The 24,675-nt window shown below is 60.5% G+C and carries 18 protein-coding genes; 13 read left to right on the top strand and 5 right to left on the bottom strand.

The features are described 5' to 3' along the window. Positions 1-191: 191 nt before the first annotated feature. Positions 192-1,001 (bottom strand): outer membrane protein, encoded by an 810-nt coding sequence (locus tag CHC01_RS31280; protein ID WP_089268237.1) that lies wholly within the window; start codon positions 999-1,001, stop codon positions 192-194. Between the two features lie 349 nt (positions 1,002-1,350). Between CHC01_RS31280 and CHC01_RS31275 the strand changes: the two genes are divergently transcribed. Next, positions 1,351-2,316: an AraC family transcriptional regulator gene (locus CHC01_RS31275; RefSeq protein WP_089268224.1), complete on the top strand. Its 966-nt coding sequence runs from the start codon at positions 1,351-1,353 to the stop codon at positions 2,314-2,316. Between the two features lie 8 nt (positions 2,317-2,324). On the opposite strand, the gene galE is transcribed toward CHC01_RS31275, so the two are convergent. Further along, on the bottom strand, positions 2,325-3,338 hold the full coding sequence (galE, locus tag CHC01_RS31270; protein WP_089268223.1) for a UDP-glucose 4-epimerase GalE: 1,014 nt from the start codon (positions 3,336-3,338) through the stop codon (positions 2,325-2,327). 115 nt (positions 3,339-3,453) lie between these two features. Between galE and CHC01_RS31265 the strand changes: the two genes are divergently transcribed. Further along, on the top strand, positions 3,454-4,512 hold the full coding sequence (locus CHC01_RS31265) for a glycosyltransferase family 4 protein (RefSeq protein WP_244558595.1): 1,059 nt from the start codon (positions 3,454-3,456) through the stop codon (positions 4,510-4,512). Here CHC01_RS31265 and CHC01_RS31260 read toward each other — a convergent pair. Together CHC01_RS31260 and waaF are read right to left on the bottom strand one after the other, a co-directional pair. Then, complete coding sequence (locus CHC01_RS31260; RefSeq protein ID WP_089268222.1) at positions 4,494-5,024, bottom strand: D-glycero-alpha-D-manno-heptose-1,7-bisphosphate 7-phosphatase; 531 nt, start codon at positions 5,022-5,024, stop codon at positions 4,494-4,496. The genes CHC01_RS31265 and CHC01_RS31260 overlap by 19 nt on opposite strands. After that, positions 5,021-6,094, bottom strand: a complete 1,074-nt coding sequence (waaF, locus tag CHC01_RS31255; protein ID WP_089268221.1) for a lipopolysaccharide heptosyltransferase II — start codon at positions 6,092-6,094, stop codon at positions 5,021-5,023. Before waaF ends, CHC01_RS31260 begins: the two co-directional genes overlap by 4 nt. 192 nt (positions 6,095-6,286) lie before the next feature. Here waaF and rfaD point away from each other — a divergent pair, with 192 nt between their 5' ends. The 3 genes from rfaD to CHC01_RS31240 are packed head-to-tail and all read left to right on the top strand — an operon-like array spanning position 6,287 to position 10,666. Beyond that, positions 6,287-7,267 (top strand): ADP-glyceromanno-heptose 6-epimerase, encoded by a 981-nt coding sequence (gene rfaD, locus CHC01_RS31250; protein ID WP_089268220.1) that lies wholly within the window; start codon positions 6,287-6,289, stop codon positions 7,265-7,267. A 22-nt stretch (positions 7,268-7,289) separates the two neighbouring features. After that, a complete protein-coding gene (gene rfaE1 / locus CHC01_RS31245) occupies positions 7,290-8,759 on the top strand; it encodes a D-glycero-beta-D-manno-heptose-7-phosphate kinase (protein ID WP_089268219.1) in 1,470 nt (489 codons plus the stop codon). Continuing rightward, positions 8,756-10,666, top strand: coding sequence for a nucleoside-diphosphate sugar epimerase/dehydratase (locus CHC01_RS31240; RefSeq protein WP_089268218.1), 1,911 nt, complete (start codon positions 8,756-8,758; stop codon positions 10,664-10,666). The genes rfaE1 and CHC01_RS31240 overlap by 4 nt, the downstream gene beginning before the upstream one ends. 7 nt (positions 10,667-10,673) lie before the next feature. On the opposite strand, the gene CHC01_RS31235 is transcribed toward CHC01_RS31240, so the two are convergent. After that, positions 10,674-11,687, bottom strand: a complete 1,014-nt coding sequence (locus tag CHC01_RS31235; RefSeq protein WP_089268217.1) for an MraY family glycosyltransferase — start codon at positions 11,685-11,687, stop codon at positions 10,674-10,676. A gap of 256 nt (positions 11,688-11,943) precedes the next feature. On the opposite strand from CHC01_RS31235, the gene CHC01_RS31230 reads away from it, so the two are divergent. The 8 genes from CHC01_RS31230 to CHC01_RS31195 form a co-directional block, all read left to right on the top strand. Continuing rightward, on the top strand, positions 11,944-12,942 hold the full coding sequence (locus CHC01_RS31230; RefSeq protein ID WP_089268216.1) for an NAD-dependent epimerase: 999 nt from the start codon (positions 11,944-11,946) through the stop codon (positions 12,940-12,942). Positions 12,943-12,951: 9 nt separating this feature from the next. After that, the gene (locus tag CHC01_RS31225; protein WP_089268215.1) at positions 12,952-14,364 is read left to right on the top strand and encodes a mannose-1-phosphate guanylyltransferase/mannose-6-phosphate isomerase; all 1,413 of its coding nucleotides are present in this window, start codon (positions 12,952-12,954) and stop codon (positions 14,362-14,364) included. A 390-nt stretch (positions 14,365-14,754) separates the two neighbouring features. Then, positions 14,755-16,338 (top strand): TolC family outer membrane protein, encoded by a 1,584-nt coding sequence (locus CHC01_RS31220; protein WP_089268214.1) that lies wholly within the window; start codon positions 14,755-14,757, stop codon positions 16,336-16,338. 216 nt (positions 16,339-16,554) lie between these two features. After that, positions 16,555-18,741, top strand: a complete 2,187-nt coding sequence (locus tag CHC01_RS31215; RefSeq protein ID WP_089268213.1) for a type I secretion system permease/ATPase — start codon at positions 16,555-16,557, stop codon at positions 18,739-18,741. Further along, positions 18,728-20,062, top strand: a complete 1,335-nt coding sequence (locus tag CHC01_RS31210; RefSeq protein ID WP_089268212.1) for an HlyD family type I secretion periplasmic adaptor subunit — start codon at positions 18,728-18,730, stop codon at positions 20,060-20,062. The genes CHC01_RS31215 and CHC01_RS31210 overlap by 14 nt, the downstream gene beginning before the upstream one ends. A gap of 224 nt (positions 20,063-20,286) precedes the next feature. After that, the gene (locus CHC01_RS31205; protein ID WP_244558594.1) at positions 20,287-21,324 is read left to right on the top strand and encodes a transglutaminase-like cysteine peptidase; all 1,038 of its coding nucleotides are present in this window, start codon (positions 20,287-20,289) and stop codon (positions 21,322-21,324) included. A 124-nt stretch (positions 21,325-21,448) separates the two neighbouring features. After that, on the top strand, positions 21,449-21,793 hold the full coding sequence (locus CHC01_RS31200; protein WP_089268234.1) for a hypothetical protein: 345 nt from the start codon (positions 21,449-21,451) through the stop codon (positions 21,791-21,793). Between the two features lie 621 nt (positions 21,794-22,414). Then, on the top strand, positions 22,415-24,675 hold a 2,261-nt coding region (locus CHC01_RS31195), incomplete at its 3' end, for a T1SS-143 repeat domain-containing protein (protein ID WP_502695695.1).

The raw sequence follows: 24,675 nt of genomic DNA, 5'->3' as shown, positions 1-24,675 counted from the left end.
GCGAAACAGCCGCCTGATTGCCCGTTAAATCGCGGTTTTTCAAGCCAAAATCGGGCTTGCCAAGACTTTGTTAACCCATTGGCCCGGCGGTGTCCGTCGCCGGATTCGGGCCGATTTTGCCCTGGAATCTCTCGGAAGCACGGCACGCGACAGGTACGCGCCATGCTTCCGGTTGGCAGGATGTAACCCGATCAGAACCGGTAATTCACGCCCGCTTTCATGGTGTGGAACCTTGTATCGACCGAGATGCTGGAGTTGGAGGAGAAGCCATTGGCGACGTCGTTGACGGCGGTGGAGAACAGCGTACTCCGGCCGAGATCCACATAGAGATATTCGGTCTTGAATGACCATTGGGGCGCGAAGGCATATTCAAGGCCGGCACCCGCGGTCCAGCCCCACTGTGTCTGGCCGGCCGACACCGCCGCAACCTGGCCGAGCACACCATTCGGGCCGGTCAGAGTAAAGTTCCCGTTGGTGTTGACCCGGCCATAGGCGCCGCCGCCGGTGCCGTACAGAAACACGCGGTCCCATGCATAGCCGAGCCGCCCGCGAATCGTGCCGAACCATTCGACTTCGGAGCCGGTGCCGAATGCCGCGGACGTAGTCACGCCGTTATTGTTCAGCGTCTGATTGCCCTCGAAGCGGCCCTTAATGCCGGACCACTGGAAGTCGGTCTCGATGCCGACGACGAAGCCGCCATTGTACTGATAGTTGTAACCAGCCTGTCCGCCGCCGAAGAAACCGCTTGAGGTTAGGCTGAATTTACCCGCGGTGCTGGCAACCAGAGGATCAGTTTCGGCCTGCAACTGCCGCTGTGTAGCCTGAAATGGATAATCGAACTTGTCGCCGCCGAAACCGACATTGGCGCCGACGTAGAAGCCGGTCCAGGAGAACATCTGGACTGGCGCGACTGGCGCCTTCACCGGATAGGGCATGTCGGCCGCAACGGCAGGAACGGCTGCACCGATAAACAGTGCTGCGCCAGCGAATACTCTCTTCATGATCAGGCCCCTCAGTTTCTTGCGCGCGGCAAGTGATTTCCGATGCAACGCCGTCATCGGCGATCGCATGTGAAGTGTCGTCGAGCCAAGGCATCTGCGAATGATGCCGGGACTCGCGGCTTCCACGTGCACAATGACAGGGCTGGCAGAGAGGTCTTGTTCATGCGCGTAGCAGATTTTAGTTCTCGCGCACTGCCACTAAACTTCGCGTCGATGTGGCGTTGTCGCAACAGCACATATGCGCACTACACCAATACGGTCGCGGGATTCCGTTTTGCATTGACGAGCATTCGTGCGTGATGAGATCGTCTGGTGCTGCTACACTAATGGTCGGAAGCGAGTTGGACGTATGCATCAAGCCAGTTTCGTCTCAGATGGATTTGGTCCGGAATTACCGGATCACCAGAAATTCGCGCTGTGGTGCGAAAATATGGAAGCGCTCACCTGCTGCGTGGACATCACACGTGCTGAAGAACGGCCGTTCTCGGCGTTCGTGCATTGGGCAGATTATTCGAATGTGCGGGTCACCCGGTTCGGCGGCACGTTCAGTCGAATCCGGCGGTCCAGAACGGCAATCTCGCGCGGACCGGACGATGATTTCTGTTTGATGTTTCATCGAGGCGAGGGGACGCTGGTTGTCGATCAGGTGGGGCGCGAGACGGCCTTGTCGTCTGACCGCGCATTTATTGGTACAAACGGACGTCCGGCCGATTTGCGGTCGAATGCGAATTTTTCGTCGACGACGCTGACTGTCAGCAGGGAGCGCCTGTTGCCCCTCATTGGAAATGTCGACGATCTCCTGATCCAGCCGCTCGACGAACGGCGCGCAGCCGTGGCTCATCTGCGACGCTACATCGACATCTCGGTCGATCTGCTGCGCGATCCGCATGATGCGGAGCTCGACAGCCATATCAGCACGACATTGCTGGATCTGACGGCGCTCGCGCTAGGTGCCCGCGGCGACGCTGCACAACTTGCGTCGATGCGCGGTATGCGCGCGTCGCGAACGCTGGAAATCATCGCCGAGATCGACCGCCATTTCGCCGATCCGGATTTTTCAGTGGGGCAAGTCGCGCGTCGGTTGGATTTGTCGCCGCGCTATCTCCAGGACCTTCTGCAAGATACCGGATCGAGTTTCACCGAACGCCTTCTGGAGTGCCGTCTGCAACATGCAATGCGTTTGCTGACGAGCGAGCAGGGCGATCGGCTGAAGATCAGTGAGATCGCGCTGGCCAGTGGCTTCAACGAGATCTCATACTTCAATCAGCGGTTTCGACGGCGTTTCGGAGAGACGCCGACGCAGTGCCGGCGCTGATCGGATGCTTAGGCCGACTTCGCTATCAATTCGATCCCATAGCGCTCTCGGGCTAGCTTTTCTTCCCAGGCCAGTGCGTGCCGGGCGATCGTTTCAAGATCGTCGTATTGCGGTGTCCAGTTCAGCGTGGCGCGGATCCGGGACGTATCGGCGATCATGGTCATGATATCGCCGTCGCGGCGCGGAGCGTATTGAACCGCGAAGTTTCGGCCCGATGCTTGTCGCACGGCCTCGATGGTTTCCAGCACCGAATAGCCGCGGCCATAGCCGCAATTCAGGGTGGTCGATGCTCCGCCTTCGCGCAGGTAGCTCAGCGCGGCGCGGTGGGCCTGCACAAGATCGCTCACATGGATGAAGTCGCGGATGCAGCTTCCGTCGGGCGTCGGATAATCGGTGCCGAACACGTCGATCTTGCTGCGCTGACCGGTTGCGGCCTCGACTGCGATCTTGAGCAGATGCGTCGCGCCCATGGTGGCGAGGCCCGTGCGGCCCTGCGGATCGGCACCGGCAACGTTGAAGTAACGCAGCACGACGAATTCCATGCCATAGGCCGGGGCGATGTCGTGCAGCATGATCTCGGTCATCAGCTTTGATGACCCGTAAGGTGACAGCGGCCTCGTCGCCGCATCCTCCGCCACCGGCGTGAAATCGGGGTTGCCGTAGACGGCAGCGGTCGACGAGAAGATGAAGCGCTTGACGCCGCATTTCACCGCTGCGCTGAGCAGGTTGCGCGTCGTCATCGTGTTATTGCGGTAATAGCTGAGCGGGTCGCGCATCGATTCCGGGACGACGACAGAGCCTGCGAAATGGATGATGGCGTCGATGCCATGTGCGGCGATCACGCCCTCGACAAGATTTTCGTCAGCGACATCGCCGATGAACAGCGGAACGCCTTCGGGGAGATAGGTGGAAAAGCCCGTCGACAGGTTATCGATCACGACGACGCTCTCGCCGGCTTCCACCAGCGCATGGACCATGTGACTTCCGACATAACCGGCGCCGCCGGTGACAAGGACGGTCATTGGATTTACTCACTCTCCCGTTTTGGGAACGCTATCGCGCCCGGGATGAAGAGTGGGTTTCGACGGCCAGCAACTGGCCACTATGCTTAATGTTGCGTATAGGAAATCGAGCGAAATGGAGTCACCTGTGCCGATTGAGGGCAAAACGGCCGATAAATTGCAGCTGATCGTCACGAATCTGCACTGGCGCTACTCCGGTGTGACGGCTACCAATCGCATGGTGGCGCCGAAACTCGCAGGCATGTTCGATGCGGCTTGGCTTGGATCCGACGCGCCCGCCGGCATTGCGCGCATGGATATCGGCGACCTCGTGAAATTGTGGCTGCGCCGCAAGCCTGTGATCTGGCACGCGCGGCGCAACAACGAGATGATTGCCGGCGTTTTGCTCAAGGCGCTCGGGTGGCCGCTGAAACTGCTCTTCACCTCGGCAGCGCAGCGCCATCATACCTGGATCACACGCTGGCTGATCAGCCGGATGGACGCCATCATCGCGACGAGCGATATTTCCGCATCATATCTGAAGCGATCGGCGACCGTGGTGACGCATGGTGTTGATACCGATCGCTACGCGCCGCCTGTCGATCGTGCGGCGGCGTTTGCGGAAACGAACCTGCCGGGGCACTACGCGATCGGCTGTTTCGGCCGTGTGCGTGCGCAGAAGGGCACCGATCTGTTTGTCGAGGCGATGTGCGAGTTGCTACCGCGCTATCCCGATTTCATCGCCGTCATCGTCGGGGCAATCACGCCGGACCAGATCGGCTTTGCCAATGACCTCAAGAAGAAGATCGCCGATGCCGGTCTGCAGTCGCGCATCGTTATCACCGGCGAGTTGCCGATCGAAGAGGTCGAGCGATGGTATCAGCGCCTGACGATCTACGCTTTCACTTCGCGCAATGAAGGCTTCGGTCTGACGCTAATCGAGGCGATGTCGGCGGGGGCCGCGCTGGTCGCAACACGTGCGGGCGCCGCGGAGATCGTGGTCGAGGAGGGCGTGACCGGCAAACTCGTGCCGACCGGCGATGCGGCGGCACTCACGCTGGCATTGGAGCCGCTGATGCGCGATCCCGATGCCGCTGCAGCCATGGGCATACATGCGCGCCAGCGTGTGCTCGACAAATTCAGCCTCGATGCAGAAGCGCGCGGAATCGCGGAAGTTTATCGCAGGCTGCTCTGACCCTGCAGGATATCCGCAACGAACGCGTCCAAGTCACCGCCGGCAAACAGGAAGCCAGGTAGATGCGCGGCCTTGGCCGCTTCGATATCCGAATCGCGGTCGCCGATGGCAAAACTGCCTTTGCGTTGCACAGGCCAGTGCTGCATCAGATCGAGGATCATGCCCGGGCTCGGCTTGCGCCAGTGATGATCTTCCAGATAGCCCGCAACTGATCCGGCCGGATGGTGCGGGCAATAGCGGACGTCATCGATGCGGGCGCCTTGTGCGGCGAGTTCGGAGCGCATCCACTTAAACAGCGTATTGAGTTCGTCTTCGGTGAAATAACCGCGTGCGACGCCGGACTGGTTAGAAAACAGGAAGACGAAATAGCCGGCGTCGTTGAGCCGGCGAATGGCCTTGGCCGCATTCGGCATCCAGCGGATGCGATCGGCCGTGCCCATATAGCCGTCGTCGTAATTGATGACGCCGTCGCGATCGAGAAACGCTGCGGGCTTTGTTTGCGTGGTCGTCATATCTGCGCGCTTCTGTTGGATGCCTCGGCCATCACGCCTTGAATGATCCCGGCAACGTCTTCGGCCGGAATGTCGCGCATGCAGGCGTGGTTGTTCATGGTGCATACCGGCCTGTGGCAGGGTTGGCACGGGACAATGGTCTTGGTCTGCACGGTGGCCGCGAGCGGATTAAGGGGACCCCATAGCTGCGGGCTGGTCGGTCCGAAAATGCCGACGGTCGGCGTGCCCACGGCGGCCGCAATATGCATCAGGCCGGAATCATTGGCTACGGCAACATTGGCGGCGGCCATGCCGATCACGCCATTGCGCAGGTCGCCCGTGGTGAGGTCGCGAGCGCGGGGACCGGCGGCGGCAATGATTTCATTGGCGAGGTCCTTCTCGCCCGGGCCGCCGATGACCCAGACGTCCAGCCCGCGCTCGACCAGCAGTTTTGCCGCCTCGGCATAATAGGTCCAGCGCTTGGAGGAACCGACCGAGCCGGGACCGAGCGCGACCGCCGGACCGGTTCCCAGCCCATTGGTCTGCCGCCAGCGCGCGATCTCGTCGGCGGGCACGCGGAACTGGGGTACCGGCCATTCCGGCGGCAGCGGCGTGCCGTCCGGCAGCGCCAGTGCGCATTTCTTGTCGATCATGCGCGGAAGCTTCTTTTCGCCCCAGCGCCACTGATTGATCAGGCCGAAGCGCGCCTCGCCGACAAAGCCGATGCGCTCCGGGATACCCGCCAGAGCGGGTGCCAGAGCCGATTTCCAGGTCCGCGGCATCACCAGCGCGGTGCCATAGTTCCGAGCGCGCAGGGTGGCCGCCAGTTCCCATTGCTTGGCGAGCGCGAGCTGGCTGCGCGGCAGGTCCCAGACAATGCCTGCGCGCACGCCCGGCATGTAGTCGACCAGCGGGGCGACCAGTCTGGTCACCAGCAAATCCACCGGCCGGTTCGGCCAGCGCTCTTTCAGGACCCGGACGACCGTATGACCCCGGACGAAATCACCGATCCACATATAGGGCACGATCAGGATCGGCCGGGTATCGTCCGGATCGACCATCACGCCCTGGTATGGGGAGTTTACGTTCATTCTTTCAAGGACTTCGCTGTTCTGCCGCAGTCTATATCCGGCTCACGTCGGTACCCGCTCCATTCGGACAGGTAAAGCCATTTGGGATGTTTCCAACCATGTCCCCATGGCGGCGACGAACATCCCGCTGCCCAAGTTGCCTGTGGGGCAGGGTTGAGGCAAAGGTGGGTCAATCATGAGATCGGGGACTTCATGCTGCTTGTGACCGGGGGAGCCGGTTTTATCGGATCGAATGTCGTGGCCGCGCTGAATGACGCGGGCCGCGCGGACGTGGCCGTCTGCGATGTGCTCGGCCATGATGGAAAATGGCGTAATCTTGCCAAACGGCAACTTGCAGATGTAGTGCCGCCAGGCGAGCTGATGGACTGGCTGAAGGGCCGCAAGCTCGATGCGGTCATTCATCTCGGCGCGATTTCGGAAACCACCGCGACCGACGGTGATCTTGTGATCGAGACGAATTTCCGCCTCTCGATGCGCCTGCTGGACTGGTGCACGGCCAATGCGACGCCGCTGATCTATGCATCGTCCGCTTCGACCTATGGCGATGGTGCGCAGGGCTTTCGCGACGAGCAGACCGTTCCCGAACTCAAAAAACTGCGGCCGATGAACCTCTACGGCTGGAGCAAGCACCTGTTCGACCTCGCGGTCGCCGAGCGCGTCGCCAAGGGCGAAAAGATGCCGCCGCAATGGGCCGGCCTGAAGTTCTTCAACGTGTTCGGGCCGAACGAGTACCACAAGGGCTCAATGATGAGCGTGCTGGCGCGGCGCTTCGACGACATCAAGGCCGGCCGCGGCATCCAGCTGTTCAAGTCGCATCGCGAAGGTATTGCCGATGGCGATCAGCGCCGCGACTTCATCTATGTCGAGGACGTCGTCCGCGTAATGATGTGGCTGCTGGCGTCACCCAATGTCAGCGGCATCTTCAATGTCGGCACCGGAACCGCGCGCAGCTTCAAGGATCTGATGCTGGCTGCCTATGCTGCACTCGGCACCAGGCCAAACATCGACTATATCGACATGCCCGAGCAGATTCGCGGCAGCTATCAGTACTTCACGCAGAGCGAAGTCGATCGGTTGCGCGGCGCCGGCTACAACGGCGGTTTTACAACATTGGAAGATGCGGTCTCGCATTATGTGAAGGGCTTCCTCGACCAGCCCGATCGCTTCCGTTGACGGCACAACAGGTACCGGTGTGATGTTTGATTTCGACGCCCTGTCGCACGCGATTGCCGATCAGACGGTGCTCTGCGTCGGCGATCTGATGCTCGACGAATTCGTCTATGGCGAGGTGTCGCGCATTTCACCGGAAGCGCCTGCGCCGGTCATCGCGGTCCAGCGCAGCGAGATCAATATCGGCGGCGCCGGCAATGTCGCGCGCAATATTGCAGCCCTCGGCGCGAAATGCATCTTTGTCGGTCTGGTCGGTGAGGACGATGCCGGTGCAACGCTCAAGAATGCGCTCGCGCAGGAGCCTCTGATCGAAGCATTGCTGGTTGCGGATTCATCGCGTCCGACGACGCGCAAGGTGCGCTTCGTGTCCGAGCATTTCTCGACACATATGCTGCGCGCCGACTGGGAACTGGCGGCGCCTGCGTCCGCGTCCGTCGAAAAGCAATTGATCGATACAATTTTGCCGCAGCTCGCGCGTGCCGACATCGTACTGCTGTCTGACTACGCCAAGGGTGTGCTGACCGCGCGGGTGATCCGCAACGTTATCGATGCGGCGAAGAAGCTCGGCAAGCGCGTCATCGTCGATCCCAAGAGTGCAAATTTTGCGATCTATCGCGGCGCGACCTTGCTGACGCCGAACCGCAAGGAATTCGCTGAGGCAACGCGCAGCCGTGCGGATAGCGACATCAACATCGCGACTGCCGCGCAGGAAGCGATGATTCTAGCGGACTGCGGCGCGATGCTGGTGACCCAGAGCGAGCATGGCATGACGTTGGTGCCGCGCGATGGCGAGCCCATCCATGTGCCGGCGCTGCCGGTCAAGGTGCGCGACGTCTCGGGTGCCGGCGACACGGTGGCGGCGATGCTGGCTGTAGCGCTCGCGGCCGGGGCTGACTGGGAAGCGGCATTGCGCGCGGCAACTGCCGCGGCAGCGGTCGCCGTCAGCAAGAAGGGGACGGCGGTGGTTACACCGTCCGAACTGCGTCGCCGGATTTTGCCGCATGCATTTCTGGCCGCTGAAGAGAAAATCGTGGCGGCAGTCGATCTCGACGCGCAATTGGTCGACTGGCGAAAACAACAGTTGCGGATCGGTTTCACCAATGGCTGTTTCGATATCCTCCATCCCGGTCATGTAAAGGTTCTGACGGCAGCGCGCGCGACTTGCGATCGCCTGATCGTCGGCCTCAACAGCGACGCGTCGGTGAAGCGTCTGAAGGGCGAGGGGCGCCCGGTGCAGGACGAACGCGCCCGCGCAGAAGTGCTTGCGGCGCTGGAAGCGGTCGATCTGGTCGTGATTTTCGAAGAGGATACCCCACTGAACCTGATTACGCAGATCGCGCCGGCGACGCTGGTCAAAGGCGGCGATTATACGCGAGAGCAGGTGGTCGGCCATGAGGTTGTCGCCGCCAACGGCGGAGAGGTGATCCTGATCGATATCCTGCAAGGCCACAGCACGACGTCGCTGGTCGAGCGCGCGCGCAGCGGACAGTCATGACACGCATCACACAGTTTTCTGCCCGCAACTGGCTGATTGCGACGCATGACGCCATCGTCACGGCGGCCGCGGTCGTTCTCAGCTTCGTGCTGCGTTTCGATGGCGAAAATCTGTGGGATCGGCTGCCGCTGCTCCTGAAGATCCTGCCGTACTTCGTCGTCTTCAGCTTTTTCGTCTGTTACCTGTTCAATCTGACGACGACGAAGTGGCGCTTCATTTCGCTGCCCGATTTGCTGAATATCATCAAGGCATCCACGGTGCTGACGGGCGCGCTTCTGGTGCTCGACTATATCTTCCTGGCGCCGAACGTGTACGGCACGTTCTTCCTGGGCAAGACAACGATCATCATCTACTGGTTTATCCAGATCTTCTTTCTGAGCGGATCGCGACTGGCCTATCGCTATTTCCGTTATACACGTACGCGCAATCAGGCGCGCGCGATGGATGCGTCACCGGCACTGCTGATTGGTCGTGCGGCCGATGCCGAGGTGTTCTTGCGCGGCATTGAGAGTGGTGCCGTCAAGCGCATGTGGCCGGTTGGTATCTTGTCGCCGGCGATGTCCGATCGTGGACAGGCGATCCGAGGTGTGCCGGTCCTGGGCGGCATCGACGATCTCGGTAATGTCGTTGATGACTTCAGCACGCGGCAACGCCCGATCGAACGGATCGTGATGACGCCGTCGGCGTTTGAAGCAGAGGCGTTGCCCGAGTCGGTCTTGATGCGTGCGCGCAAGCTCGGGCTGACGGTCAGCCGGATTCCGTCGCTCGAGGAGAGCCGCGATACGCCGCAATTGGCGCCGGTGGCAGTCGAGGATCTGTTGCTGCGGCCGAGCGTCAAGATCGACTATGCCCGACTGGAGAATTTCGTGCGCGGCAAAGCGATCGTCGTGACCGGCGGTGGCGGCTCGATCGGCTACGAGATCTGCGACCGTGTCACCACTTTCGGCGCGGCACGGCTGCTCATTATCGAGAATTCCGAGCCGGCGCTTCATGCGGCTATGGAAAAGCTGGCGGCTAAGGTCACCAGCGCAGCGATCGAGGGCCGCATCGCCGATGTCAGGGACCGCGAGCGCATTCATCAACTGATGATCGCATTCAAGCCGGATGCGGTGTTTCACGCGGCCGCGCTGAAACATGTGCCTATCCTGGAGCGTGACTGGGGCGAGGGTGTCAAGACCAACATCTTCGGTTCTGTGAATGTCGCTGATGCGGCCCTCGCATCGGGCGCCGATGCGATGGTGATGATCTCGACCGACAAGGCCATCGAGCCGGTGTCGATGCTCGGCCTCACCAAGCGTTTTGCCGAGATGTATTGCCAGGCGCTGGATGGCGACGCCATCAGCGGCAGTGCCGCCAAGTCGCCCATGCGGCTGATCTCGGTGCGGTTTGGTAATGTTCTGGCGTCGAATGGGTCCGTCGTTCCGAAGTTCAAGGCGCAGATCGAAGCCGGTGGGCCGGTGACGGTGACGCACCCTGATATGGTGCGCTACTTCATGACCATCCGCGAGGCCTGCGATCTGGTCGTCACCGCGGCAACCCATGCGATGAACGCGCAGCATGCCGATGCATCGGTCTATGTGCTCAGCATGGGGCAGCCGGTGAAGATCGTCGATCTCGCCGACCGCATGATCCGGCTGTCCGGTCTTCAGCCCGGCTATGATATCGATATCGTATTCACTGGTGTTCGGCCGGGCGAGCGGCTCAACGAGATACTGTTCGCTGAGCAGGAGCCAACCAGCGAGATCGGTATCGCCGGCATCGTCGCCGCCCGCCCGAACGAACTGCCACTGGAGACACTGAACAGCTGGCTTGCGATCTTGCAGAAAGCCATTGAGGCGGATCAGCACGAGGTCGCTGTGGCGACGCTAAAGGATGCGGTGCCGGAATATCGGGCGGCGGCGCAGTGAGTCTGCGTCAGCGGCGCGGCGTCGAGAATGCCTTCAATACCGCGGCGACGGCGACGCTGCCAAGGACAAGCAGAGCTGTGTCGGCGACGCCTGAGCGGAAATAGATCGACAGCCCGGCGAGGGCCGCCAGGCCGATATTGAGTACGAACACCGTTCGCACCACCTCGATCACGGCGAAGCCATTGTCCGTCGCGCGCTGGTAGAAATGCGAGCGATGCGCCAGCCATACCGGCTCGCGTTTTGCCAGCCGCCGGAGCAGGGTGATGGTCGCGTCGGCAAGGTAATACAGCGGCAGCAGGATGGCGGCAGCCAGTTGATGCGCATAGGCCAGTTGCAGGAAGCACCAGGCCAGCAATAGCCCGATGGGGAGGCTGCCGACGTCGCCCAGAAACATCTTCGCAACGGGCCGATTGAACGGCGCGAAGCCGAGCGTGGCGCCGCAGAGCGCAGCGGCAATGAGCGCCGTTGATAACGGCAGTTGCCCGGAGAAGCCGATCAGCACCAGCGCCGCGGTGATCGGAATCACTTCGGCCACTGTGATCCAGTCGAGCCCATCCATGAAATTCACGAGATTGACGAACCAGAGTGCAGCCAGCAGCAGCAAGCCGCGTTCGATCCAGAGAGGCAGGTCCGGTGTAATCTGCAGTGTCGGGGGCAGAGCAAACAGGATCGCGGCAATACTGACGGCTTGCAGCAGCAGTCGCGGCGTCACGGAAATCGGACGCAGATCATCAATCGCGCCGATGGTCGCGATCAGGATCGTTGCCCCGAACAGTATCCACAGCGCCGGTGTCGCTGAAACGGAAAGACTTGCAATCGAGCACCCGGCAACCAGCAGCGCGACTGATATCACCGCGATGCCGGCGCCTTGCGGTGTCGGCACCTTGTGGGACGATCGGGCGTTCGGTCGCGCCATTGCATAGCGGATGAGCAGCGGATGAATAGCGTTGATGCAAACCGCGGACAGAACGGCGGCTACAACCAGAGCGACGAAGGTTGTAATCAATTCGAATGACGACATCGGGATGACATTGATCGCAGGAAAGACATGCGTTGCGGGGAAGATTTGGGTCGCAATGAGACAAATAGTTCGGAGTTATGCACGGCGGCTCTTCTTATCCTGTTTTCATGGCATAGCTAGCGGCGAAGGCCGCGCTTCTGACGCAATCGGATGCTGCGATGCCGAAGTGTTGCAACATCATCGCCTGGATGGCTAATGGAATGCGACACGGATCGTCATGCAACATGGCGATTTCTGGCGAATGTCTGGGGACACGATGTCTGAACAACCCATCCTTGTCACCGGTGCTGCCGGCTTCATCGGTTTCCACGTGACGCGGCAGCTGCTGGCCGAAGGGCGAACGGTCGTTGGTCTCGATAGCGTCAACAGCTATTACGATCCGGCGCTGAAGGAGGCGCGGCTGAAGCTGCTGGAGGGCCAGCCTCGCTTTACCTTTGTGAGAGCGAATCTGGCAGATCGTCCCGCGATCTCGGCGCTGTTTGGCGAATACAAATTCCCCGTTGTCATTCATCTCGCTGCGCAGGCGGGTGTGCGCTATTCCATCGAGCAGCCGCACGCCTATGCCGATGCCAACCTCGAGGGCTTTCTCAATATCCTCGAAGGATGCCGGCACAATGGCTGCGCGCATCTGCTCTATGCGTCGTCATCCTCGGTCTATGGCGCCAACAAGAAGAAGCCGTTCTCCGTCAGCGACAGGGTAGACAATCCGGTCAGTCTCTATGCTGCGACGAAGAAAGCCAACGAGTTGATGGCGCATTCCTACAGCCATCTCTATCGCCTGCCGACCACCGGGCTTCGTTTCTTCACCGTCTATGGTCCTTGGGGCCGGCCGGATATGGCGATCTTCCTGTTTACCAAGGCGATCCTCGACAAGCAGCCGATCAAGCTCTTCAATCACGGCAACATGCGACGCGACTTCACCTATGTCGACGACGTTGTCGGTGCTATCGGGCGGCTGATTGATCATGTGCCGACCGGTAGCGAGGACGAGGCGCCAGCGCGAATCTACAACGTCGGTAACCACAAGCCAGAGGACCTTTTGCATGTGGTCACGGTTCTTGAGAAGGAACTGGGGCTTGAGGCGATCAAGACGATGCTGCCGATGCAGCCGGGCGATGTGCCTGAGACTTTTGCCGATGTGGACGATCTGATGCGTGACGTCGGTTTCAAGCCGGATACTTCGATCGAGGAGGGGATTCGGCAATTCGTGACGTGGTATCGCAGCCACTACGGTAATCTGAACGCGAAGGGTTGAGAGCGACTGATGAGCAAGCGCATTATTCCCCTGATCATGTGTGGCGGTGCCGGGACGCGCCTGTGGCCGTCGTCGCGTGAGGGGCGCCCGAAGCAATTTCTGCCATTATTCGGGCCGCGCTCGACCTTTCAGGACACCGTGATTCGTGTATCCGATGCTGGCTTGTTCGATCGTCCCATTGTCATCACCAGTGCCGCCTATCGGTTCATGGTGCGCGAACAACTCGCCGAGATCGGGCTCGATGCAGACATTCTGCTCGAGCCGGCGCGGCGCGATTCAGGCCCGGCCATTGCCGCCGGTGCCGCGTTCGCCCAAACCCGCGATGAGGACGCGGTCGTGCTTGCGCTTGCCGCTGATCACGTGGTGCGCGACGTGCCGGCTTTCGTGGCGGCGTGCCGGGCTGGGCTGGTGGTTGCCGATGCCGGCCACATTGTGACGTTCGGCGTTCAGCCGGAGCGTCCAGCCACCGAATATGGCTATATTTCACCAGGCCAGTCGCTTTCTGACAAGGTGAAGAGCGTCGCCAAATTCGTCGAGAAGCCGGACCTGCAGACGGCAACCGGTTATATTGAGGCCGGCTATCTCTGGAACAGCGGCAACTTCATGTTTCGGGCGGGGATGCTGCTCGATGAATATCGTAGTGTCGACGCCGATAGTGTCGAGACCATCACCAGCGCTGTGGCGAAGGCCGGCCGCGATCTCGGCTTCTTTACGCTCGATGCGGACGCTTTCGCGAAGGCAAAATCGATCTCTGTCGATTATGCCGTGATGGAGAAGACGACGAAGGCGGCCGTGGTGCCGGTGTCCTGCGGCTGGTCGGATGTCGGCTCGTGGCTCGCAGTGTGGGAGCTGTCCGACAAGGATGCGCAGGGCAATGCCGCGCAGGGTGTGGCGGTGTTCGAGGACTCGCGCAACTGCAACGTGGCCAGCGATGGTCCGGTGGTGGCGCTGGAGGGCGTTGACGATCTCGTGGTGGTGGCGACGCACGACGCCGTGCTGGTCTCCCGCCAGAAGGATGCCAACGGCTTGAAACGGCTTGTGGCGAAGCTGAAGGTCACGGCGCCGCAGGTCACCGAAGATCATCTCAAGGTGCATCGCCCATGGGGATCTGTGCAGGCTCTTGAGGATGGCGAGCGCTATCAGGTCAAGCGCCTCGTGGTGAAAGCCGGAGAGCGGTTGTCACTCCAGATGCACCACCATCGCTCCGAGCACTGGATCGTTGTGCGTGGTACCGCGAAGGTGACGATCAACGATCAGATCAAGACCGTCCACGAGAACGAGTCGATCTACATCCCGCTCGGTGCCACGCACCGTCTGGAAAACCCTGGTAAAATTCCGCTCGAGCTGATCGAGGTGCAGACGGGCAGCTACCTTGGCGAGGACGACATCGTTCGCATCGAGGATGACTACAAGCGGAACTAGCTGTCGTTACGCGTCATCCTCGAATCAATGCATCCAGAGGGTGTGTTATGGTGGATTGCTTGGCCGATAGCATGCCGCGCGCTCATTTGTGTCGTATCTTTTTCCATTTTACGAAATAGCGATGATTGCCACAATTGGGCGCGCTCTGGCCCGCCCAGCGCGCATTCATCGTCCTGGGGTCGGTTTTGCCACTCACGAAATCGTGTTAACCTGTTGTTAGGCATTGTAAATAACTGAAATCAGTGCCGAAAATGACAGGGGCGTGACGGATCAGCGGACCCATGCCTCCTCCGGACGAGGTAATGCATTCTTGCAACAATGAGTCAGTTTTCGATCGAAAATGTGGCTTTCGGATTGCGGCAAGTTCCGTTTCTTGTTAGCGCTCAATCCATGAAGCAGATCGCAAAGATTTTCCTTGTAGTTGTATTGCTGGGATCGAGCGGCAAGTTCGCTTATGCAGCCGAGCCATTTTTCATTCTTGACGCCATCAATCAGGCGGTAAAGACGAACCCAGGTGTCGGCGAGGCTTCTGCCAATCGCCGCGCCACCGAAGCCGAACTTCGCCAGAGCCAAGGTACTTTGCTGCCTCAGATCAGGCTGCAGGCGAATACCGGCCCCGAGATGTTGAACCGGGCGATCGTTCCTGCGCCGGCCGGCAATGGCTCCTATGTCAACGGCAGCGAGGCGTCGGTAACGGTGCGCCAGCTGGTGTTCGACGGCTTTGCGTCAATCAACGACATCTGGCGTCAGGCTGCGCGCGTCGATGCTGCGGCGTTCCGGGTGCTTGAACGGACCGAACTGATCGCGCTCGATGCGGCCGAAGCCTATGTCGATGTGACGCGCTATTTGCGTCTGGTCGCTTTGGCCGAACAAAATCTCAAGGTTCATCTCGAATTGCGCGCCAATGTCCGTGCGCGTTTCGCTGGCGGTCGTGCCGGTGAGGGCGATACCCAGCAGGCGGAAGAGCGGGTGGCTGCAGCAGAGGCCGTGTTGTCGGATTTCCGCCTCAGCCTCGATTTTGCGCGCGCCAAGTATCGCAAGACCGTCGGTCTTGAGCCGTTCAATGTGCGTTTTCCCGGTCGCTTGCCGGATATGCCGGCAACCAAGAACGAATCGCTTGACGTCGCCTTCAAGTACAATCCGACGATCCGCGCCGCTGGTGCAGATGTCGATGCGGCCAAGCGCGCTTTCGACTCGACCGCCGGCGCATTCGTTCCGAACGTCGCCCTGGAAGGCCGCGCGCTGCGCGGCAAGGACTCGATCACTTATCCGGGCAACCGCGACGAAGTCAGCGGCAAGGTTGTTGTGAGCTGGGATATCTTCCGCGGCGGTCAGGATGCGTGGAAGCGCGCCGAAGCTGGCGAACGCATGATCGAGCAGCAACAGCGCCATGCACGCCTGCAGCGTGATGCGCTGGAGTCGCTCGACAAGGCATGGGCTGCGCGGACGATCACGACGGAGCGTGCAGCAGCGCTGGTGCGTGAAGTTGAAGCCGCTCGCCGTACTTTCGTGGCCTACAACAAGGAATATGAGCTCGGCCAGCGCACGCTGATCGATCTGCTCAACTCGCAGAACCAGTACTTCAACGCCAACGTCTCACTGGTGTCTGCACGCGGCGTCACCGTGTTCGCCGACTATCAGTTGCTGGCGGCCATGGGACAGCTGCTGTCCTATCTGAAGACCGGCAAGCCGCCGGAGTCTGAGCCGATCGAGAGCCGTGCATCCGGCCTGATCCCGTATCGCCTGCCGCCGATCCTGCTGACGGCGCCGGAGCCGGGATCCGAACCGCTCAATACGGTTTTGCCCTTCCAGACCTGGAATTCGCCTTTCGCACCGGCGCTGGAACCGAAAGCCGTGCTGTTCGGTGATCGCTGGGCCTCGCAAGATCTGTCGAACGCCAACGCATTGTTCGTGACATCGGGCCAGGTCGGGCAGGGCAGCGTGTCGGCCGATGCTTCTGCGGGGCGCCGTTAACCAGTTAAGTACGCAGATTCATAATCCGCGGTCGGGTTTACCGTAAGTTCAGCAATTCGTCTGAACCGCGAAATAGTACAGGCGCTCCGCAAGGATCGCCTGTAAAGCTGGCAAGTCATATTTTGTAAGGCCAGTAGATCCGCGCACGGGTCATACAAGGCGCCTGGAATTTCCGAGGCTGCATTGAACATTCGCTCACCCCAGTTCGATATCGCAATGGACCTGCCGGCTGCGCCCGTAGCGGAGGTCGAGCATCAGCATGCCGATCCGTTAACGGACAGCCTGCTTTATCTCGCCGCTCACCACGGCAGAGCTGTCAGCCGCAGTGCGCTGCTTGCCGGTCTCCCGGTCGAGCGCGGCGTGCTGACAACGGCTCTGTATGAGCGCGCGGCGCAGCGGGCGGGCCTCGAGGCCGAACTGAACGAGCGACCGCTCAAGGATATCCCTGCGCTGGTCCTGCCTGCTGTGCTTCTGTTTCACGATGGTTCGACGCGGATTCTGCGCGGCATCGATCTGGCGAGTGGCCGTTTGACACTGGCAACCCCCGTCGGTGACGGTGCGATCGCCATGGAGCGGATCGAAGCCGTCGAAGAGAAATATGCCGGCTTCGTCTATTTCGTCCGTCCGGCGTCCGTCAGCGATCCGCGCGCGATCGCCGCCGGCGATCTGCCGAAGGCTCACTGGTTCTGGTCCGTCGTCAGCCGGTTCGGCTCCAACTACAGCCATGTCGCCATTGCAGCTTTCATCGTCAACATGCTGGCGCTCGCCGCGCCGCTGTTCACCATGAGCGTGTATGACCGCGTCATCCCGAATGGCGCGATCCCGTCGCTGGTGGCACTTGGTATCGGCCTGTCGCTGGCGATCGCTTTCGACTTCCTGCTCAAGGTGGTCCGCAGCCGCATCATCGACATGACCGGCAAGAAGATCGACGTGGTGCTGGCGTCGAACATCTTCGAACATGTGATGGCGCTGAAGATGGACAAGCGTCCGCCCTCGGTCGGCATTCTCGCCAATCAGATGCGCGACTTCGACTCGGTGCGCGAATTCTTCACGTCGGGCACGGTCGTGTCGGCGACCGATATGATATTCGCGATCATCTTCATTGCGGTGCTGTTCGTGATTGCCGGGCCGCTGGCCTGGATCCCGCTCGCGATGCTGCCTGTGATGATCCTCGTCGGTCTCTTGATCCAGCGGCCGCTCGATCGTGCGATGAAGCGCCTGCAGGCGGAATCGGCCGCACGCCACGGCATTCTCATCGAGTCGCTGAACGGCATCGAGACCGTTCGCGCTGTCGCCGGCGAGAGCCGCGTACAGACAGTGTGGGAACGTTCCGTCGCCGCGACTGCGCGTTCAAGCGAAGGCGTGCAGTTCTGGTCGTCGCTGGCGATGACCAGTGCGAGTGTGGCGACGCAGTTGTGCAGCCTGTTGCTGGTCGTGGTCGGCGTGTTCCTCATTCTCGACGGCAAACTGTCGGTCGGTGCGCTGGTTGCGGCCAATATGTTGTCGGGCCGCATTCTCGGTCCCATCGCCGGCATCGCGGCTGTGATGACGCGCGCGACACAAACCATGTCGGCCCTGCGGTCGATCGATCGCCTGATGGCGACGGAGCGCGAGCGACCGCCGGAAAAGATCTTCGTGGCGCGCGAGATCACCAAGGGCAGCATCGAATTCCGCAATGTCAGCTTTTCCTATCCGAACAGCCCGGCCAAAGCGCTCGACGGCATCTCTTTCCATGTGAAGCCTGGCGAGAAGATCGGCATCATCGGCCGGGTCGGCTCAGGCAAGACCACGGTCGGCCGTCTGGCGACAGCGTTCTATCCGCCGAGCGAAGGCAGCATCCTGATCGACGGCATCGATATCCGGCAATACGACCCGGCGGACCTGCGCGCCGGCATCGGTTTCGTGCTGCAGGACACCGATCTGTTCTACGGCAAGCTGCGCGACAACATCACGCTGGGCCGTCCCGATGCGACCGATGAGGAAGTGCTCGCGGCTGCACGCCTGTCCGGCGTCGAGACCTTCATCGCCGGTCATCCGCAGGGCTACGATATGATGGTTGCCGAAGGCGGCCGTAGCCTGTCGGGCGGCCAGAAACAGGCGATCGGCCTCGCGCGTGTGCTGATCCGCAAGCCGCGCGTATTGTTTCTCGACGAACCCACGGCGCATTTCGATGTGCGCAGTGAAGGCGAATTCCTCGATCGCCTCAAGACGCTCGCCAAGGGTGAGATGTCGATTATCGTCTCGACGCATCGCCCGTCGCTACTGTCGCTGGTCGATCGCATTCTCGTGTTCGACAACGGCAAGATCGTCGCCGACGGTCCCGCCGATCAGATCCTGACGCGCTTGCGTCCGCAGCCGCAGGCTCCTCAAGCAGCGGGGAGGCCGGTCAATGTCGCAGTCTGATTTCGCATTTTCGAACGACGTTCGTGCTGCCATGGAAATGCGCACGCCGCGCACGGCGCGGATGTTGTTGATGACCGTCACCGGTCTGCTCGTCGTGTTCCTGCTGTGGGCACACTTCGCCGTGCTGGATGAAGTGAAGCGCGGCAATGGCAAGGTGGTGCCGTCGCGCCAGACGCAGGTGGTGCAATCGCTCGAAGGCGGCATCATCAGTGAATTGCTGATCCAGGAAGGCGCGATCGTCAGGAAAGATCAGCCGCTGGCACGCATCGAAGATACCAACTTCGCGGCGCAGTTTGGCGAAATCCGCGAGCGGCGCGGTGCCATGGCTGCTCGCGTGATCCGACTGGAAGCAGAGACCTTTGGCAAGACCAGCGTCGAGTTTCCGGAGGATCTCACGAAGCTTGCACCGCGTGCGGTTCAGACCGAACGTAGCGTGTTCGATGCCCATATGCGCAAGCTTGCGCAGGACATCGACGTGATTGCCCAGCAGGAATGGCAGAAGAAAAAGGAAATCGACGAGCTCCGTGCGTCGGAAACCCGCTTCTCCGAGACGCTGACGCTGCTGACCCGCGAAACCTTGCTGACGCGCCGGCTCTATGAGCAGAAGGTCGTTCCCGAGATCGAGATGCTGCGGTCCGACCGGCAAGCCACCGACATGCGCGGCCAGCTCGCAGTGGTGCAGGCGACCATGGTCAAGACCGAGGCTGCCGTGAAGGAAGCGCAGTCGCGACTTCTCAATATCACCACGGCATTTCGTTCCACGGCGGAAGATGATCTCGCGAAATCGCGCGGCGATCTCGCGGTCCTCGACGAGAACATCAAGTCCGCGCAGGATCGCGTTCGGCGCACCGAACTGCGGTCGCCGGTCTATGGTATCGTTAACAGACTCAACGTTACCACCATTGGTGCGGTCGTCGCACCCGGCGCCAACGTGATGGAGATCGTGCCACTCGAGGATACGCTGCTGGTCGAGGGGCGCATTCGTCCGCAGGACATCGCCTTCATCCGTCCGGACCATGAGGCGGTGGTGAAGCTCAGCGCCTACGACTCTTCGGTCTATGGATCGCTTCACGGCCGGGTCGAACGTATTAGCGCCGATACCATCACCGACGAGAAGGGTGACAAGAATGAGCGCGGCGAGACGTTCTACCGTGTCATGGTGCGCACCGAAAAGAACCACCTCGGCACTGCCGAGCAGCCGCTGCCGATCATTCCTGGCATGGTGGCGACAGTGGAAGTCCTGACCGGCAAGAAGTCGGTGCTGGATTATCTCGTGAAGCCTGCGCGCATGCTGCGTGACGAGGCGTTTCGCGAACGCTGATAGCGCTACGGAGCATCTCCGCTGCTCCGTATGTTACCTTGCTCCCAGTCCATTAGAGTCAACGAACTCTTAAAACGCAGGCTTCGCTAAAATTCGAGCGAATGCGTTGGTAGGCGATTGAGCGCGTTCAACGACATACCCGCACAGGTTGACGTGTTTTAACCGGCCTGAAGCAGCCCTCGATTTATCCCTGATGCCACAAGATCCGGACGGGGATCGACGCAATGACGTCGGCCGATGCTCCGGACAACGGGGCGTCAGTCATGTTGCGTATCGATCAGACGCGGGCATTCCCGCGTGCGCTGGGGTTCGTGCTCGCCGGTGTCGTAAGCGTCAGCGCTTGCGATGGAGCATTTGCAAAGTCACGCGCGAAGAAGACGGTGCTTGAACGCCTTGTCATGGATACGCCGAACGCGGGCATGACCGCGCCGCCGGTTCGGTTCTTCACGATCAACCAGGTGCTGGCCAAGCGTGACAGCGATAACCATGCAAAGCCCGGCAATATCGAACTCGCATCCTTGGACGCGTCGCAGGGATCAGATGCCAAGGTGATCAGCGATGCGCCGTCTCCGGCCGCGATCCTGCCTGCCACCAGCGAGGAGCCGTTCGGCCTGTTCACGTTCCGCGCGCCTGAAGGGCTGCTATGGACGAAATGGCGCGGTGTGGAAGCGCGTATGCGCGCCGACTTGAAATCGATCGAGGACTGCAAGGCTGATAGCGAGAACTGCGCCGCCGGTGCGCGCAAGTTTGTCGCCGTCACGCGTTCCGCCGCCGAGTTGGGTCTGCGCACACGCGTCGAGGCGATCAATCGCGACGTCAACTATGCGATCCGCTATGTCGGAGACTATCAGCAACACGGCGTCGCCGATCTGTGGAGTTCGCCGCTTGAGACGCTATCTGCGGGCATCGGCGATTGCGAAGATTATGCGATCGCCAAATTCGCCATGCTCGTCGCAACGGACGTGCCGGAGGCCGATATCAAGATGATGCTGGTGCGTGACATGGCGGTGCGCCAGGACCATGCGGTGCTGACCGTCCGTGTCGATGGCCGCTGGCTGGTGCTCGACAATCGCTACTCCCGATTGTCGGAAACGCGCGATCTGCCGCATTTCATGCCGCTTTTCGCTATCGACCACAAAGGCGTCAGCCTTTTCGCCGCGCCCTATGCTACGCGTCCGCATCATGAGAGCGAGACCGACATGTTGCCCGCGGCCGAGGTGGACGGCTTCGGCGGGGGCTCTTCCTTGCCGCTGGCGCTCTGAGATAGTTCGACAACACAACGTCGACAATCGGCCTGATATCGACGTTTTATGCGCTTCGCGATCTTGTACTTCCGTGCATCTTGGGCTCTTAATGCGCCAGGGTGAGGTCGACGAGGGGATTGAGATGCGCTTCAAGCACACGCTGTTGGGTTTGTTGGTGGCTGCCGGAATGGCTTCCGGTGCAACTGTCTCGCATGCCGAAGGCCTGCTTCCAGGCGCTGCCTTCTCCGTCGATTGTCAGAATGGGGCGGTCTACAAGCTGACCTCCGGCCGTGTGACCTTTCCGGGTGATATCGTCACTGGCCATCTGTACCTGACCCCGCACCGTGCAATGCCTGTTCGCCTGATCCCGATGGGTGAGGGATATCGCTATGCAGGCCGTGGCGTATGGCTGGATGGCATTCGCGAGCACGCGCTGTTGTATCGGGCCAAGTATAGCCCGGTCGCGTGCGTCGTTACCCGCATCTAGACTTTTATCCTATCAGCAGTCCTGCTATAGCGAGTTGCGCATCTGCGCAGCTTGCTGACTCACGTCTGTGTCCGGAGAACAAGTCCGCGATCCCAGAGATTCGCGGAATGCGCACTGCAAATGGCGACCTTGCCATCTGGCCGTGACACGAATGCGCTTTAAGCAACTGTCCCATTTCGAAATTTACTCGCGAAGGGCGATCACTACGCGGCGGTTCGCGCCGCTGTCGATATAGGCTCGCGAAAGCAAATTCAGGCGCCCGTCCAATATTGGCGGACGTGCCTGTGGTTGTGAGCTGATTTCGTTGTTCAGCGCGATATGAGAAGTCATCTTATCAAGTATAAAATAAGTCGTTTTTTCGAATATTTTCTTATTTTTACAATAGATACGCCGCGATTTGTGGATTTTTCCAGGCAGTCCCAAAAATAGACTGTCTAGGCGAAGTATTATTATCGAACGATTTAGACTTATTAATACGCTGTTTCATTTTTGAACTTAACCAATGCAACACAAACGCTTCAAATTTTACAGGTATTCATTGACGTCTATGCGTTCTTAAGAATATTTTAACCCTCGCAGGACTTGGACGTTTTTCGGTCCGATCAGCTTGAGGTTGTATTCATGAACGCTCCCGTATTGCTCGCTCAACTCGCCGGTTCCACCACGCAGACCCCGCCGTCTCCGAAGAACCTGAAGCTCGAGAAGCCGCAGAATGGGCAAGCTGTTACAGTCCATCTCGACGGCAATACGAAACTCGATTTCGCTGACGTCGCAAGCGAGAAGCTGACCTTCGTACGCGTCGGCGAAAAGCTGATCATCCTCTTCGACAACCAGTCAACGGTGACTGTCGATCCAGTGTTCGACTCGATGGGCAAGCCGCTCACCGATCTCGCATTCGACATGGGCTCCGATCGCACGCTGACAGGCGAGCAGTTCGCGCAAACATTTCCGATCACCACCGATCAATCGGTTCTTCCTGCTGCCGGCGGAGCGACGGGCCCGACGGGGGGGGCTAATTTCGGCGATGCGACCGTTGGTGCGCTCGGCGCCTCGGGCGCGCGTCTTGCGCTCCTCGCGGGCGAAGACACTGGCGGCGGCTTCGACAATCTGAACGATGGGACACCTAACCCGTCGCCGATTCCGGGCGGCGTTACGGCCGTCACGCTAAACGAAGATGGCTTTGCGGAAGGCAATCCCGGTGGCACCGGCGATTCCGGCGGCATTGCCACGTCGGTCACGGGATCGTTGAACGTCGACTTCGGCACCGATTTTGTGAATCGCAGCTTCGCATTCTCGCTCAATCAACCGACGCTGGCGGGCCTGACCTCGGACGGTCAGGCGGTTCAACTTGCATTCACCACCGTGAACGGCCAGCCGGTGATGATCGGTTATGTCGGCGGCGATTTCACCGTGGCTGCTAATCAGGTCTTCACGGTATCGCTCGACGCCTCGTCGCTGCAGGGCAGCTATACATTCACGCTGTTGCGCCCGCTCGATCATCCGATTCATGGCACCGAAGATACGATCAATCTCTCGATCAACGTGATCGCCACGGATGGCAGCGGTGACACCGCGCCCGTGACGATCTCGATTGGCATCAATGACGATACGCCGGTTATCGGCACGCCGACCGAAGCTGGTCTCACGGATCCGCTGTCGGGTAATCCGGCGACGCAGACGGGTTCGCTGGGAATCTCCTGGGGCGCCGACCGCTACAACGATCATGTCGATGGCGGCGTATCCGCGACCACTGGCGGAACGGGCGACCGTTCGGTCGTGTTCGCCAATACGCAGGTGGTGGCCACCGGCGATGGCACGACGACGATCGGTACGCTGACGTCGCATGGCGATACGGTTCATTACGTATTACTGGAAAACGGTACAGCGCTGGTCGCCTATACCGGCGACACAGCGCCGACGAGTCTTGCCAGCCTGCAGCAGAGCGGCACGCCAAGCGGTGAAGGCGAGGGCGGCGGAGTTGCCGGCAACATCGTCTTCGTGGTCACGCTGTCTGACGCCAGCAATAGCGGCAGCTACGTCGTTACCCAATATCGGTCGCTGGACCACGATCAGGGAACGACCACGTTCCAGACCATCGATCTGGCTTTCAACTTCACGGCAACGGACAGTGACGGCGATACGGTTTCCGGCACGCTGCATGCTGTGATCACGGATACGGTGCCGGTTGTGACCGGTCCGACTGATGAAGGCACCGTGAATGAAGGCAACGACGAAACGCCGCCGAGTGAAGGCGGCGGGGAAATGCCCTCCCTGCTGGTCGTCGGCGGCTCATTCTCGCCGAAGACTACAGGCGAAGTGTCACTGCATATCGATTGGCGCTCTGACAACTATAACCCAACGACAGGCGGCGGAGCGCATGATCGCTCTGTGGCGTTCCGGTCGCAGACTGTTGCCAATCTCGCAGCGCTCAACCTCAGCTCTGACGGGGTGACACTGACCTACACCGTCTCGGCGGACGGTACTTTGCTGACAGCGATCGCGACGTCAGGCGAAGGTGAGGGTGCAAGCTCACGTACGGTGTTCACCGTGCAACTGTCGGACAGCGGCAACGGCAGCTACGAATTCACGCTGCTGGACAATCTCGATCACGTTGGCGAGGGGCAGGGCGCTAACATCGTGCTCGGCTTTAACATCGTCGCGACGGATTCCGACGGCGATTCGGTCAATTCCAACTTCGCGGTCAGGGTCAATGACGACGTGCCGACAACCGGCGAAGCGGTTACGGCGCAGGTGGTTGGCGAGGACGGCCTGACGGGCGCGAACCTCAATGGCGGCAGCTACGATGCGAGCAACGTCAAGTCGGTGTCGAACATTGCGCTGAACGTGAACTGGGGTGCGGATGACGACATCCACACCGGCAG

Origin of the sequence: Tardiphaga sp. OK246, from assembly GCF_900188215.1 — a bacterium.
GTDB lineage: Bacteria > Pseudomonadota > Alphaproteobacteria > Rhizobiales > Xanthobacteraceae > Tardiphaga > Tardiphaga robiniae.
This window is presented reverse-complemented; position numbering and strand designations above follow the sequence as displayed.